Source organism: Nocardia sp. NPDC060249, from assembly GCF_042728755.1.
In the GTDB taxonomy this organism is placed as follows: Bacteria; Actinomycetota; Actinomycetes; order Mycobacteriales; family Mycobacteriaceae; genus Nocardia.
Map to the genome: position 1 here is coordinate 467,594 of NZ_JBHXAQ010000004.1, position 15,375 is coordinate 482,968.

Annotated in this window: 12 protein-coding genes; all 12 read left to right on the forward strand. The window is 66.8% G+C overall.

Going from position 1 to position 15,375, the window contains the following annotated elements:
• The first annotated feature begins 52 nt into the window (after positions 1 to 52).
• The gene (gene glf / locus ACFWFP_RS19090) at positions 53 to 1,291 is read left to right on the forward strand and encodes a UDP-galactopyranose mutase (RefSeq protein ID WP_379296715.1); all 1,239 of its coding nucleotides are present in this window, start codon (positions 53 to 55) and stop codon (positions 1,289 to 1,291) included.
• Positions 1,288 to 3,213, forward strand: coding sequence for a glycosyltransferase (locus ACFWFP_RS19095; protein WP_379296717.1), 1,926 nt, complete (start codon positions 1,288 to 1,290; stop codon positions 3,211 to 3,213). The genes glf and ACFWFP_RS19095 overlap by 4 nt, the downstream gene beginning before the upstream one ends.
• A gap of 98 nt (positions 3,214 to 3,311) precedes the next feature.
• A complete protein-coding gene (locus ACFWFP_RS19100) occupies positions 3,312 to 3,800 on the forward strand; it encodes a phosphatase PAP2 family protein (RefSeq protein WP_101468312.1) in 489 nt (162 codons plus the stop codon).
• 26 nt (positions 3,801 to 3,826) lie between these two features.
• The gene (locus ACFWFP_RS19105) at positions 3,827 to 4,759 is read left to right on the forward strand and encodes a decaprenyl-phosphate phosphoribosyltransferase (RefSeq protein ID WP_101464940.1); all 933 of its coding nucleotides are present in this window, start codon (positions 3,827 to 3,829) and stop codon (positions 4,757 to 4,759) included.
• Positions 4,760 to 4,763: 4 nt separating this feature from the next.
• Positions 4,764 to 6,659, forward strand: a complete 1,896-nt coding sequence (gene zomB / locus ACFWFP_RS19110; protein WP_379296832.1) for a flagellar motor control protein ZomB — start codon at positions 4,764 to 4,766, stop codon at positions 6,657 to 6,659.
• Between the two features lie 187 nt (positions 6,660 to 6,846).
• On the forward strand, positions 6,847 to 7,917 hold the full coding sequence (locus ACFWFP_RS19115; RefSeq protein WP_379296719.1) for an alpha/beta hydrolase: 1,071 nt from the start codon (positions 6,847 to 6,849) through the stop codon (positions 7,915 to 7,917).
• A 301-nt stretch (positions 7,918 to 8,218) separates the two neighbouring features.
• Positions 8,219 to 9,280: an alpha/beta hydrolase gene (locus ACFWFP_RS19120; RefSeq protein ID WP_379296721.1), complete on the forward strand. Its 1,062-nt coding sequence runs from the start codon at positions 8,219 to 8,221 to the stop codon at positions 9,278 to 9,280.
• Positions 9,281 to 9,525: 245 nt separating this feature from the next.
• Entirely contained in the window at positions 9,526 to 10,530 is a 1,005-nt protein-coding gene (locus tag ACFWFP_RS19125) for an alpha/beta hydrolase (protein ID WP_378989495.1), read from the forward strand.
• 203 nt (positions 10,531 to 10,733) lie between these two features.
• Entirely contained in the window at positions 10,734 to 12,527 is a 1,794-nt protein-coding gene (locus ACFWFP_RS19130) for an alpha/beta hydrolase-fold protein (RefSeq protein WP_379296723.1), read from the forward strand.
• Between the two features lie 113 nt (positions 12,528 to 12,640).
• Positions 12,641 to 13,144, forward strand: a complete 504-nt coding sequence (locus ACFWFP_RS19135) for a DUF732 domain-containing protein (protein WP_379296725.1) — start codon at positions 12,641 to 12,643, stop codon at positions 13,142 to 13,144.
• Positions 13,138 to 14,130, forward strand: coding sequence for a cutinase family protein (locus ACFWFP_RS19140; RefSeq protein WP_379296834.1), 993 nt, complete (start codon positions 13,138 to 13,140; stop codon positions 14,128 to 14,130). The genes ACFWFP_RS19135 and ACFWFP_RS19140 overlap by 7 nt, the downstream gene beginning before the upstream one ends.
• 140 nt (positions 14,131 to 14,270) lie before the next feature.
• On the forward strand, positions 14,271 to 15,290 hold the full coding sequence (locus tag ACFWFP_RS19145) for an LLM class F420-dependent oxidoreductase (protein WP_379296727.1): 1,020 nt from the start codon (positions 14,271 to 14,273) through the stop codon (positions 15,288 to 15,290).
• Positions 15,291 to 15,375 lie beyond the last annotated feature (85 nt).

A 15,375-nucleotide genomic window follows, 5' to 3' on the forward strand; every position in this document is an offset into this window, starting at 1 on the left:
GGTCGGAGACTCCGCCGGGACAAACTGTGGTCTTCCGATACGCTGGGCACCCGTGACCGCCGCATCGTCCTCGGGTAACTCCGTCAACGCAGATTCCAATGCCCCGGCAAACCAGTACGACCTGATCGTGGTCGGCTCCGGTTTCTTCGGGCTGACCGTCGCCGAGCGTGCAGCGAACGTGCTGGGCAAGCGGGTATTGGTGATCGACCGCCGCTACCACCTGGGTGGCAACGCCTACTCGGAACCCGAACCGGAAACCGGTATCGAGATCCACAAGTACGGCGCGCACCTGTTCCACACGTCGAACAAGAAGGTCTGGGACTACGTCACCCAGTTCACCGAGTTCACCGGGTACCAGCACCGGGTGTTCGGGCTGCACAAGGGCCAGGCGTACCCGCTGCCGATGGGCCTCGGCATGATCTCGCAGTTCTTCGGCCGCTACTTCACCCCCGAAGAGGCTCGCAAACTGATCGCCGAGCAGGCCGCCGAGGTCGAATCCGCCGATGCGCAGAACCTCGAGGAGAAGGCGATCTCGCTGATCGGCCGCCCGCTCTACGAGGCGTTCATCCGCGATTACACCGCCAAGCAGTGGCAGACCGACCCGAAGGAACTGCCCGCGGGCAATATCACCCGCCTGCCCGTGCGCTACACCTTCGACAACCGCTACTTCAACGACACCTACGAGGGTCTGCCCAAGCAGGGCTACACGAAGTGGCTGGAGAACATGGCCGCCTCCGACCTCATCGAGGTCAGGGTGAACACCGACTGGTTCGACGTGCGGGACGAGATCGTCGCCGCCAACCCGGACGCCCCGGTCGTCTACACCGGCCCGCTGGACCACTACTTCGACTACGCCGAGGGCGAATTGGGCTGGCGCACCATCGACTTCGAGACCGAAGTCCTCGAGACCGGCGACTACCAGGGCACCAGCGTCATGAACTACAACGACGCCGACGTACCGTTCACCCGCATCATCGAGCCGCGCCACTTCCACCCCGAGCGCGACTACCCGACCGACAAGACGGTCATCATGCGTGAGTTCTCCCGCTTCGCGCAGACCGGCGACGAGCCGTACTACCCGATCAACACCCCCGAGGACCGCGCCAAGCTGCTGGCCTACCGCGAGCGGGCCAAGCAGGAGACCGCCGAGAAGAAGGTGCTGTTCGGCGGCCGGCTGGGCACCTACCAGTACCTGGACATGCACATGGCGATCGGTTCGGCGCTGAGCATGTTCGAGAACGTGCTGCGTCCGCACCTGGAATCCGGTGCGCAGCTGGTGGACGAGGCATGACCAAAGCCATGCTCGAAGACGTGACCACCGAAACTCGCGCCATCTCGCTGCTGCAGCGGGTCATCCTGCCGCGGCCGGGCGAGCCCCTCGACGTGCGGACCCTCTACCTGGAGGAGTCCACCACCAACGCCCGTCGCGCGCACGCCACCAGCCGCACCGCGCTGTCGATCGGCGCGGAGTCGGAGGTGTCGTTCTGCACCTACTTCAACGCGCTGCCCGCCAGCTACTGGCGTCGCTGGAGCGTGCTGAAGTCGGTGGTCCTTCGCCTGGAACTGGCCGGGCACGGCCGCGCCGACGTCTACCGGTCCAAGGCCGACGGTTCGCGTATTCACGTGCAGGGCAAGGAGTTCGCCGTCGCGCAGGGCGCGGACTCGGTGGTCGTGGAGTTCGAAACCGATCTCGGCCCGTTCGAAGACGGTGGCTGGATCTGGTTCGACATCACCACCGACACGGCCGTCACGCTGCTGTCCGGCGGTTGGTACGCACCGCAGGAAGCGCCCGGTACGGGCTCCATCGCGGTCGGTATGCCGACGTTCAACCGACCCACCGACGCGGTGAAAACCCTTGGTGCCCTTGGCTCCGACCCCCTCGTGCTGGAGAAGATCGCCGCGGTGATCATCCCCGACCAGGGCACCCGCAAGGTGGTCGACGAGCCCGGATTCGCCGAAGCCGCAAGCGTTCTCGGCGATCGTCTCGCCATCCACGACCAGCCCAACCTCGGTGGTTCCGGCGGCTACAGCCGGGTCATGTACGAGGCGCTGAAGTCGACCGATGCCGAATTCATCGCCTACATGGACGACGACATCGAGATCGAGCCCGACTCGATCTTGCGCGCACTGGCCTTCTCGCGGTTCGCGAAGTCGCCGCTGCTGACCGGCGGGCAGATGCTCAACCTGCAGGAACGTTCACACCTGCACGTGATGGGCGAGGTCATCGACCGCGGCATCTTCATGTGGGGTGCGGCGCCCAACGTCGAATACGACCACGATTTCTCGAAGTACCCGCTCAAGGATCGCGACAATTCCAAGCTGCTGCACCGGCGCATCGACGTCGACTTCAACGGCTGGTGGACGTGCCTGATCCCGCGTCAGGTCGCCGAGGAGATCGGCCAGCCGCTGCCGCTGTTCCTGAAGTGGGACGACGCCGAATACGGCCTGCGCGCCCGCGACGCCGGCTACCCGACGGTGACCCTGCCCGGCGCGGCGGTCTGGCACATGGCCTGGTCCGACAAGGACGACGCCATCGACTGGCAGGCCTACTTCCACCTGCGCAACCGCCTCGTCGTCGCCTCGATGTACCTGCCCGGCGACGGCAAGCCGATGATCGTCAACACGATCAAGGCCACGCTGAAACACCTTCTCTGCCTCGAGTATTCAACGGTCGCCATCCAGAACGAGGCGATTCGCGACTTCCTGGCCGGTCCGGAGGGTCTGTTCGACCTGCTCCCGACCGCGCTGGGCAAGATCCACGGCATGCGCAAGCAGTTCCCGGACGCGGTCGTCGTGCCCTCGTCCACCGAACTCCCGCTGGCCAACCGCCACGGCGTCGGCGCGGTCGGCGAACCGGGCAACCCCATCGCGAAGGTCGCGCGCCTGGCCAAGGGCGTGGTGCACAACTTCCGCAAGGCCGATCCGGCCGCGTACGAGACGCCGCAGCTCAACGTGCCCACCCTGGACGCGCGCTGGTACCTGCTCTCGCAGGTCGACGGTGTCACCGTGACCACCGCTGACGGCCGTGGCGTCGTCTACCGCAAGCGCGACCCGCGCCAGGCCCGCGACCTGCTCAAGGAAGCCATGCGCCTGCGCAAGGAACTCACCGCCCGCTTCCCGGAGATGCAGCAGCGTTACCGGGCCGCGCACGCCGAGCTCACCAGCACGGCGGCGTGGGAGAAGACCTTCGGCCTGAACGGAACCGCGAAGTGACCGACACCGAACTGCCCGAGCTCGAGCTGGCCGAGGAAGGCTGCTGCGGCGGCTGCGATTGCAGCGGCGACTACGTAGAGGTCCCGGTCGAGGTCGCGATCCTCAACGCCGTGCAGGGCACCATCGGCAGCAACCCGGCCGTCGTCTCCGCCGCGCGCGGCATGTCGCACTTCGGTGAGCACGCGCTCGGCTGGGTCGGTATCGCCGCCGCGGGCTGGCTGGTCGACAAGCCGCGCCGCCGCCAGTGGGCCGGTGTCGCGGTGGGGGCGGTGGGCGCGCACGCCGCGTCCATCGTGATCAAGCGGATCGTCCGGCGTCCGCGCCCCAACGATCCGTCGGTGCAGGTCAACGTGTCGACGCCGAGCAAGTTGAGCTTCCCGTCCTCGCACGCCACGTCCACCACGGCCGCGGCGGTGTTGCTCGGACGGCTGACCGGGCTACCCTTGCCAGCGGTGATCGTCCCACCGATGCTGCTGTCCCGAGTTGTGCTCGGGGTGCATTACCCTTCCGACGTGATCGCCGGTTCCGCTTTGGGGGCCGCGTCGGCTGCCGCCGTGCTAGCCGCCGAAAAGAGACTCCGACAGTGACCGCAACTGAAAGAACTTTGGCCCAGATGAGCGAAGAACCGTCCGCCGCCGTCCTTGACGAGGGTGCTGTGAAGGGCCCGCCGAAGACGCTGCTCGGCGGTGTCATCAAGGCCATGCGCCCACGTCAGTGGGTCAAGAACGTCCTGGTGCTCGCCGCGCCGCTCGCCGTCGGACCGGAAGCGGTCGGCGACGCGGGCGTGCTGGTGCATGTCGCGATCGCGTTCATCGTGTTCTGCATGGCGGCCTCCGGCATCTACCTGGTCAACGATTCGCTCGACGTCGACGCCGACCGGGCGCACCCGACCAAGCGGTTCCGGCCGATCGCGGCGGGCGTCGTTCCTGTCAACCTGGCTTACGCGCTGGCGGCGGTGCTGCTGATCGGTTCGATCGCCGGCTCGTTCCTGGCTTCGTGGCACCTGGCCGTGGTGATGGCGATCTACATCGGCATCCAGCTGGCGTACTGCCTCGGGCTCAAGCACCAGGCCGTGCTCGATATCTGCATCGTGTCCTCGGGATTCCTGCTGCGCGCCGTGGCCGGTGGCGCGGCGGCCGGCATCGCGCTGTCGCAGTGGTTCCTGCTGATCATGGCGTTCGGCTCGCTGTTCATGGCCGCGGGCAAGCGTTACGCCGAACTGGCGATCGCGCTCGACACCGGCGCCAAGATCCGCAAGTCGCTCGAGTACTACACCCCGACCTATCTGCGCTTCATCTGGACGCTCGCGGCCACCGCGGTCGTGGTCTTCTACGGCCTCTGGGCTTTCCAGCAGGACTCGGCTCGAGACACCCAGTGGTACTCGATCTCGATGATCCCGTTTACCATCGCAATCCTGCGTTACGCGGTCGACGTCGATGGTGGCGAGGCCGGTGAACCCGAAGAGATCGCGTTGGGGGACCGCATCCTGCAGTTCCTCGCTATTGCCTGGATCGGAGCGGTAGGTGTCGCTGTCTATCTCACCTGACGAGATGTTGGTAGCGGAGCAGGATTCAACCGAATACGAGCCTCTACGCGACGAGGAGTCCGCGCGTAGAGACCTGCGTAGGTCGGTTCTGTCCCGCGCCACCTTCGTCGGTGGGATCGTGCTCACCGCCGTGCTGTTCACGGTGGGTGCGTGGCAGCGGCGCTGGATCGCCGATGACGGTCTGATCGTGCTGCGCACGATCCGCAACCTGCTCGCGGGCAACGGCCCGGTCTTCAATGCCGACGAGCGGGTCGAGGCGAACACCAGCACCGCGTGGACCTACGTGGTCTGGTTCTTCTCCTGGCTCACCCAGGCCCGCCTCGAGTACGTGGTGCTCGGGGTGGCGCTGGTGGTCTCGGTGCTCGCGGTGGTGTTCGCGATGCTCGGCACCGCGCGGCTGTGGGGTGGAACCAGCGGTCGGCTGCTGATTCCGGCCGGTGTGCTGGTCTACATCGCGCTGCCGCCCGCGCGTGACTACGCGACCTCCGGGCTGGAGAGCGGCCTGGTGATCTGCTGGGTCGGGCTGCTGTGGTGGCTGATGATCCGCTGGAGTCAGGCCGCCGTCGTCCGGGTGCCGAGCCTGTTGGGCCTGGTGTTCCTGGCCGGGCTGGCGCCGCTGGTTCGTCCCGAGGCCACGCTGATCGGCGTGCTCGCGCTCGGGATGATCTTCCTGGCGCCGATGCCCGAGTTCCGGTTCGGGCCGACCGCGCTGCGTGCGCTGGTCGTGTTCGTCGCCGGGATCGTGCCGGTGGGGTACCAGATCTGGCGGATGGGCTACTACGGCCTGCCTTACCCGAACACCGCGGTCGCCAAGGACGCCGGCGGTGCCAAATGGGGTCAGGGCCTCACCTACCTGTGGGACATGGTCGGCCCGTACTACCTGTGGATTCCGCTGCTCGTGCTGCTGATCGCCGGTGTGGTCGCGGGGATCGCGCGTGGCTTCGCGCTGCCGCGGTTCTCGGTGGCGGGTCTGCGTGCGTGGCTGCGTTCGCCGAGCGCGGTCGTGGTGATGGTGCTCGGCAGCGGTCTGCTGCTCACCGTGTACGCGGTGCGCGTCGGCGGTGACTTCATGCACGGGCGGATGCTGCTCACCCAGCTGTTCCTGCTGCTGTTGCCGGTGGCCGTTGTGCCGATCCCGCTGCGATGGCGCACGAGCGACTGGTCGGTCGTCGTGCTGTTGGCCGCGCTGCTCGGCACGGCGGGCTGGTCGATGTTCGCGGCGAGCACGACCGCCATCACGACCGGCACCAAGATCCGCTCCTCCGGCATCGTCGACGAGCGCATCTACTACGTCCTCAACACCGGCCGCGACCACCCGATCCTGGCCGAGGACTACCTCGACTACCCGCGCATGCGGGCCATGGTCAACGACATCGCCGCCAATCCCAACGGCGGCCTGCTGCTGAACTCGCCCTCGTACACGTTCTGGTACCTCGACCCGCCTCCGCAGCCGATCCCCGAGGGCGGCGCCGGGCACACGGTCTACTTCCTGAACCTGGGCATGACGAGCATGAACGTGCCCCTCGATGTGCGCGTGATCGACCCGATGGGCCTGGCGTACCCGCTGGCCGCACACTCGGACCGGCTCGCCGACGGCCGCATCGGCCACGACAAGAGCCTCTACCCGGACTGGGTGGTGGTCGACTCGGGGATGGTCGACATCCACCCGTGGATGCCCTGGTACATGGACGAGGAATGGGTCACCCAGGCCCGCACGGCCATGTCGTGCCCGCAGACCCAGGCGCTGATGATCTCCACCCGCGATCCGATGACGTTCGACCGTTTCAAGCACAACCTGCGCAATGCGCTGACGTTCTCGAAGTACCGCATCGACCGGGTGCCGAAGTACGAAATCCAGCGGTGTGGACTCGTGGACCCCTTCCCGGAACCGCCCCGCTGAAACCCTCCGGCCAGGGTTTTCACAGTGGCGTTCGCCGCTAAATCACTTTTCGGTAACGCCAGGCTATCGATGTAGCGATATGGTCTCTGAAGAACGGCCCGTCGGCGCACTGGTGTGCCGGTAACTAGTCGGCGGTCATTGCAACCGCGGTTCCGCGCGAATCGCATGAGGAAAGGCCCATAACAGAATGCGTGGCGGACGTCTCAGAGCCCGGGGAGCCGGCTGGCTCAAACGATCGGTGCTTCTCTCCCTGGCTGTCGTGTTGCCGATCGGTGCCGCGGTGGCAGGCCCGACCGGTACCGCGTCGGCGGCCTTCGACCCCACGGGTTTCGACTTCTGGGTCGACTCGGAGATGGGCCCGATCAAGTCGCGTATCTTCCGCGCGGCCGATGGCAACACCAATCGGGTCGTGTACGCGCTCGACGGTATGCGGGCGGGCGACGACCTCAGCGGCTGGGAAAAAGACACCAATGTCGCCCGCGCGCTGATGAACGCCAACATCAACGTCGTGATGCCGGTCGGCGGCCAGTCCAGCTTCTACGCCGACTGGAACGCGCCGAGCAGCTTCTTCGGCCTCGACGCCGGTTCGGGTGGTAGCTCCACCGGTTCGGCGGCGACCGGTTCGGCGATGACCGGTTCGTCGGTCGCGCCCACCCAGGTGGCAGGCAAGAAGAACACCTACAAGTGGGAAACCTTCCTCACGAGCCACCTGCGCAACGCGCTGTCGGCGCGCTTGGGTTTCAACCCCAACAACAACGGCGTGTTCGGTCTGTCGATGGGCGGCTCCGCCGCGCTGACGCTGGCCGCCTACCACCCCGATCAGTTCAGCTTCGCGGGCTCGTTCTCCGGGTACCTGAACATCTCGGCGCCCGGTATGCGGGAAGCCATGCGCGTGGCGATGGTCTCGGCCGGCGCCTTCAACATCGACGCGATGGCGCCGCCGTGGGGCCAGCAGTGGTTCCACATGGACCCGTTCGTCTTCGCCCCGCGCCTGGTCGGCAACGGCACCCGCATCTGGGTCTCCGCGGCCAGCGGTATCCCCGGCGCCGGTGACGTGTCCAACCCGATGGAAATCGTCCAGGGCGTCCCGCTGGAGCTGCTCGCGATGGTGAACAGCCGCGCGTTCCAGGTCCGGATGGCCACCCTCGGCGGCGGCAACGCCCACTTCGACTTCCCGATCACCGGCGTGCACAACTGGCGCAACTGGGAGACCGAAGTCAACCGCATGATCCCGGATCTGTCCGCGAACATCGGCTAGTCACTCCAGCTCGACCCGAAAACCGTCCGGTGCCTCGTCAGCGCCGGGCGGTTTTCCTCGTTTTCGTCACGATCCGAGCCACAGGCGGTGACGAATCATGTGCGACAGATCACCGGGAGTTGTGCTCTGGGTCACTTTCCAGCAACATGTAGACCATTCGTCACCGATTTATTCACAGTGAGCATGCGTCGAGGTTGAATCGTCCGTTTTGCCCTGGATTGGTTTCTCTCGACGTCCGATGTGGCATCCGACTGCGTAGCTCGGAATTTGCGCGTTCGGTCTGCGAGAAAGGTCTAGTCGAATGCGAACACTGCGCCGCGAGCGTAGGCCCGTGAAGACCGCCGCCCCTGGCTCGTGGGCTCGGCGATGGGCCGCGGGCGTATCCATGGCTCTGCTCGTTCCGATCGCGACGGCCGTCACCGGAGGAATCTCCCCCGCCTCGGCCGGCTTCAACGGCAATGCCTTCGATTTCTGGGTCGACTCCGGGATGGGCCCGATCAAGTCGCGCGTGCTGCGCGCCGCCGACGGCAACACCCACCGCGTCGTCTATGTCCTCGACGGCATGCGCGCACCGGAGAATCTCAACGGCTGGGAGATCGAAACCGATATCCCCAACGCACTCGCCGCGGCGAATATCAATGTGGTGATGCCCGTCGGCGGTATGTCGAGCTTCTACGCCGACTGGAACGCGCCCAGCGATTTCTTCGGCATTGCCGGAAACGGCGCGCCGACCTCGGGCTCCGGCGCGGGCAACGCGCTGTCCGGCGGACCGGGCAAGAGCTACCGCTACCAGTGGGAGTCGTTCCTCACCGGCGAACTGCGCAACGCTCTCGCCGACCGCCTCGGTTTCAACCGCTTCCGCAACGGCGTGTTCGGCCTGTCGATGGGTGGCTCGGCCGCGCTGACGCTGGCCGCCTACCACCCGGACCAGTTCTCCTTCGCCGGCGCGTATTCGGGGTACCTGAACATCTCGGCCCCCGGCATGCGCGAGGCCATCCGGCTCGCGATGCTCGACGCGGGCGGCTACAACGTGGACTCCATGGCACCGCCGTGGGGCCCACAGTGGCTGCGGATGGATCCGTTCGTGTTCGCCCCCAACTTGGTGGGCAACAACACCCGGCTGTGGATAGCGGCGGGATCGGGCTTGCCGACCAGTACCGACGGCCCGAACATGGGCACCGTCAACGGGATGGCGCTGGAAGCCCTGGCGCTGGCCAACACTCGGGCTTTCGAAGTCAGGATGGCGACGCTCGGCGCCCGTAACGTCACCTACTCTTTCCCGGCCTTCGGCATCCATGCCTGGAACAACTGGAATGACGAAGCACTGCGAATGATTCCGGATTTGTCCGCCAACATCGGGTGAACATCACTAACCGGCACCGCGAAATACGCGGTGCCGGTTGTCTGTCCGGACCACCGGAAATCCAGCCGCGCCTGCCACGAATGTCCCTGCCCTTGCGGTTGATTCGCGGGTCGAATATCCTCCAGCGAGCGTAAGTGTGACCAGATCGTTGTTTCATCCGTCTGATCGACCGTGCTGTCGGGGCCGCGTCGAGGACGGCAGACGAGCCTGGCATGCCATAACAGCAGAAAGAGAGCGGAATTCACATGCGTTTCGGCAAGGCCGTCGCGCCGGCATCTCGTGGTTGGCGTAATCGAATTCTAGCTGTCGGCGCTGCAGCCCTTGTGCTGCCGATCGCCGCGGGAGCGGCCCCGACCGCGCTTGCCGCACCGTCGGTGTCGGCACCCGTGCTGCGCGCACCGGCCGGTGGCTACGAAGAACTCATGGTGCCCTCGAAGATGGGCCCGGTGAAGGTCCAGGTGCAGTGGGCGCGCAACGGCGGCAACGCCGCGCTCTACCTGCTCGACGGTCTTCGCGCCCGTGACGACCGCAACGCCTGGTCGTTCGAGACCAACGCGATGCAGCAGTTCAGCAACGACAACGTCACCCTGGTGATGCCGGTCGGTGGCCAGTCCAGCTGGTACGCCGACTGGACCGCGGCCAGCAACACCAACGGCCAGAAGACCACCTACAAGTGGGAGACCTTCCTGACCGAAGAGCTCCCCGCCTTCCTCGAGGGCTACGGCGTGTCCCGCTCGAACAACGCGGTGCTCGGCCTGTCGATGTCGGGTCCGGCCGCGCTGCGTCTCGCCGCGCTGAACCGCGATCAGTTCAAGCACGCGTCCTCGCTCTCGGGCCCGCTGAACTGGGGCGCCCCCGGCATGCGTGAGGCCATCCGCGTGATGATGCTCGACGCGGGCCGGTTCAACGTCGACGCCATGGCCGCGCCGTGGAGCTCGGCGTGGCTGCGGATGGACCCGATGGTGTTCGCCCCCGAGCTGCGCGGCCTGCCGCTGTTCATCTCCTCGGCCAACGGCCTGCCCGCCCAGCACGACAAGCCGGCCGGTCTCGGCGGTGCCTACAACACCGCCAACGCGATGGGCATCGAGGCCATCTCGTTCGTGAGCACGCTCGCGTTCCAGCGTCGCCTCAACACCCTCGGCATCAACGCCGTCTACGACGTCGGCGCCGCCGGTACTCACTCGTGGAAGTACTGGGAAGACGAGCTGTGGAAGGCGCGTCCGCACATCCTGAATGCGCTGGGCGCCTAGTAGTTTCCGCTCAGCAACACCTCGAAGACCGGCTCACCCCCAGGGTGGGCCGGTCTTTTTGCTGTGCCTACGGCTCGCGTGTCCTCCCCAGTTATCGCTCATTACTGCGGTACAACCGACGGTGATGCTGTGTCCCAATTCCGGGATGAGGAGGATCGCGTGTGATGAAACATCGTGTCTCGGTTCATAGTGTTTCAGCGCCGATGCGGCGAATCCTCGGCATCGCGGCCTTGGCGGCGGCGCTGCTCGCGCCTACTGTCACCGTGCCCGCGCAGGCGCAGCCCGCGGTGTCGGCGGTGCAGCGGGTGGACTGGCTCTCGGATCGGCGGGTGGCGCTGTGGGTGTACTCGGCCGCGATGAAGACCCCGATCCAGGTGCAGATGCTGTTGGCGCGGGACTGGAATGCGCGTCCCGACGCGAAGTTCCCGATGATGCTCATGCTCGACGGCCTGCGCGCGCAGGACGACGAGAACGGCTGGACCAAGGATGCCGACGCCGAGGGCTTCTACGCCGACAAGAACGTCAACGTGGTGCTGCCGGTGGGTGGTCAGTCGAGCTGGTACTCCGACTGGCTCGCGCCCGACAACGGCTTCACCTACAAATGGGAGACCTTCCTGACCAAGGAACTCCCGCCGATCCTGGAACGTGATTGGCGAACCACGAATGTGCGTGGCGTACAGGGACTTTCGATGGGCGGAACGGCGGCGATGAACCTCGCTGGCCGCAATCCGGGGCTGATGAAATACGTGGCCTCGTACTCGGGCCTGCTCACCACGACCACACTCGGGATGCCGCAGGCGATCACCTTCGCCAACAAGGACGCGGGCGGTTTCGACGCGGGCGCGATGTGGGGCCCGCCCGGCGGCCCCGAGTGGGAGGCGCACGACCCGTACCTGCTGGCCGACAAGCTCGAGGGCGTGAGCATGTACGTCTCCAGCGGCAGCGGCCTGGCCGGCTCGCACGATCAGCTCGGCGAGGTGCCGTTGATGAGCGAGAACTGGGCGGGCACCGGCCTGGAGATCCTCTCGCGCCTGTCGACCCAGAATTTCGTCGCCAAGCTGGAGAAGCTGGCGATCCCGGTGCAGGCGAACTACCGGCCCGCGGGCACGCATACCTGGCCCTACTGGGATTTCGAGATGCGCCAGTCGTGGTCGCAGGCCGCCGCGGCGCTCGGAACCGATCCCGGCGGTGCCACCTGCACGCTGGGCGGGGCGATCGCCGGGGTCGCGCAGGCGGCGAACTGGCTGGGCAACTGCCTCACCGCCGAATACCCGGCGGGCACCGGAATGGTGCAGGACTTCCCGAACGGCCGGGTGTTCCATTCCGCCGCGGCGGGCACGCACGCGGTGGCCGGGCGGATCGGCGGCACCTATGCCGGTATCGGTGGCGCGTCCTCACCGCTCGGCATGCCCACCGGCGACGAGCACGGCCTGCCCGACGGGCGTGGGCGCATGCAGACCTTCGAAGGCGGCTCGATCTACTGGACCCCGCAGACCGGCGCGCAGGTGATGCGCGGCGCGTTCCTCGAGGAGTGGGGCAAGCAGGGTTTCGAAGGTGGTCCGGCCGGTTATCCGGTGGCCGCCGAGGCGCGTACACCCAGCCGTGACGGCTCGGTACAGGCCTTCGAACACGGTCCGATGTTCTACAGCCCGGCCACCGGCGCACACCGGGTACAGGGCTTCATCCTGGACAAGTACAGCCAGCTCGGCTTCGAGAACAGCCCGCTCGGTTTCCCGGTCGCCGGGGAGGCGCCGCTGAAGGATCTCGGCCGCTACAGCCGGTTCGAGGGCGGCAACATCTATTGGAGCCCGCTCTCGGGCGCCTGGTCGGTGCGCAACGGCGCGCTCGCCGAGGCCTGGGGCGCGCAGGGGTTCGAGAACGGCAGGCTCGGGTACCCGGTGAGCGACGAGTTCACAGTTCCCGGCGGAATCCAGCAGAACTTTCAGACCGGGTTCATCGTGGTGCGGGACGGCAAATCCGAGGTTCACGGGGTGTGATCTCGGGCTGAGAACTCTCTGAGCTTCGCCGAGCGGTGCCCGGCGGGGCCGACTGTCCGGCTAGCCTGGTCTGCGACCGCTTCCCTGACGAACGATCGAGGAAAGACATCTTCATGCATCGGATCCCTGGCACGGTAGCCGGAACGGTCGCGGCCCTGGCTGCCGTCGCCCTGTTGTCCGCCTGCGGCGGCAACGACTCGACCGCGTCGCAGACGCCCACCCTGTCCACCAGCGCGGCCGCGAAGTCGACGACGACGCCGCCCGTGGTCATCGAACCGCCGGCCGAGGCCCCGTCGAGCACCGCGCCGGAGCCCAGTGCGCCCGCCGAGGAGCCGACACCGCTCCCGCAGACCAGCGCCGCCGCGCCCGCCACCGGCAAGGACAAGGCGTTCCTCGACGAGCTGGCGAAGAACGGGATCACCCCGGGCGACCAGACGACCGCGCTGACCACCGCGACCTACATCTGCTCCACCAAGGGCACCGGTGCCAGTGACGCCGACGTCGCCACCTTCGTCGCCGCGATGGCGGGCACCGACCCGGCCTTCGACGCGTCGAAGATGGACGTCAACAAGGCAGCACAGATCTACATCGCTGCCGCGAACTCCACCTACTGCTAGTGACGCCCCGACCGACGCGACGCTCCCGCGGGTTCTGGCCCGCGGGGTGCTTCACCGTGCTGGCGCTGCTCGTGCTGGCGATCATCGTCATCGTGCTGCTCTGGTACCTGCTCGCGGGCCGGTTGAAGGAGCCGGGGCCGACGCCGCCCGGACCGCCGCCGCCGACGTCCCAGTCGGCCGATTGCCCCGATGTGATGCTGCTCTCGATTCCCGGCACCTGGGAGTCGTCGAGCGCCGACGATCCGTACAACCCGCAAGCGAACCCGATCTCGTTGATGCTCAGCGTCTCCGGGCCGCTGCGCGCGCAGTTCCCGGACAACCGGCTCGAGGTGTACACGGTTCCGTACGTGGCCCAGTTCTCGAACCCGATCGCGTTCCCGCCCGACGGCCAGGCTTCCTACAACAACAGCCGCACCGAAGGCACCGCGCGCGCTACCGACGTGCTGGCCCAGCGCCACCGGGAATGCCCATTGACGAACTTCGTCATCTCGGGCTTCTCCCAGGGTGCGGTGATCGCCGGTGACGTGGCCGCTCAGATCGGCGCGGGCAACGGCCCGATCCCGGAGGCCAACGTGCTCGGCGTGACAGTGATCGCCGACGGTCGCCGCACCGCGACCGGTCCCGGGCAGCCCACCGAGATCGGGGACCCGCCGCCCGCAGGCGAGGGCGCCGAGGTGGCGCTCAAGGGCGTCAACGTGCCCGGCATCAGCATGACCGGTCCGCGGCCCGGCGGTTTCGGCACGCTGGCGCCGAAGGTGAACTCGATCTGCGCGCCCGGCGACATGATCTGCGACGCGCCGCGCCAGGCGCTCAATCCGGCCAACGCGCTGGGCAGTCTCGCGGCGCTGATTCGCTCGGCGGGCAATCCGGTGCACGCGCTGTACGCCTCGAACACGGTGGACGGCAACGGCACCACGGCCACGCAATGGACGGTGAATTGGGCGGCCGGGCTCATCGAGAACGCGCCACATCCGCCCCATTCCTGACGGAGTTGTCACAGTCACAGTGGGGGCGTGATTGCCATGGATCATGCCTCGCTGTGACATCCGCACGCCGGATCGCTCACACGCTGTAAAGTGCGCTGGGAATTGCGCCCGAGTACACACCAGCCAGGAGCGAAGAGTTCATGACCGAAGCTGCCGCACCCGTCGGTGAGTTGACCGCGCTGGGTACGCCGCTGCGTCCGTTCCGCTTCGGAGCGGCCGGAGAGGGCAACAAGCAGGAAGGTGGCGCGCGCAAGTTCGTTCAGACGGCGCAGGAAGCCGAAGAGATGGGTTACGACACCTTCTTCGTTCCTGATCACCTGGGCGATCAGGTCGGCCCGATCGCCGCGCTGGGCGCACTCACCCAAGCCACCTCCAAGATCCGCCTCGGCACCTCGGTGCTGGCCAACGGTTTACGCCATCCGGTCGTGGTCGCCAAGGAATTGGCCACCCTCGACGTCCTGTCCAAGGGGCGCCTCGAGGTCGGCGTCGGCGCGGGCTGGATCAAGGAAGAGTTCGACAACGCCGGCATCGCGTTCGAGCGTCCCGGCATCCGGCTGGAGAAGCTCGACGAGTCGCTGACCATCCTGGACACGCTGCTGCGCGGTCAGGAGTGCAATTTCGAGGGCAAGCACTATCAGGTGCGTGGCATCAAGGGCACGCCGCGCCCCCGGCAGGGCCCGCGCCCGCCGCTGTGTACCGGTGGCGGCGGTCCGAAGATGCTGGCGCTGGCGGCCAAGCACGCCGACATCGTCTCGGTCGTTCCGCAGACCACGAAGAACGGCAAGGGTCTGCTCTCGGGCATCACGCTCGAGAAGACGATCGAGAAGGTCAATATCGTCAAGGCCGCTGCCGGTGACCGGTTCGCCGATATCGAACTGAACTGGGCCATCACCGCCATCGTCATCACCGACGACCGGGAGAAGACCGCCGAGATGGCGCTGCGCGCGATCGAACGCGGCCTGCACCCCGACCTCGAAGTCGACGTCGAACTGACCGTCGAGGAGATTCTGAGCTCGCCCTACATCGCGATCGGCACGTTCGAGGAAATCGCCGAACAGGTCAAGCGTGTGCGCCAACTCACTTCGATGTCGTATGTGGGCATCTTCCCCACCCAGATGGACGCTTTCGCGCCTGTCATTCCGCTGCTGCGGGAGGACTGAGCGGGGGTTCTCTGTAACATGACTCTGGTTTGAGAACATCTAGCCGATAGCGGTCACCGCGCAGACCGCTCGAAAATCCGCAGGC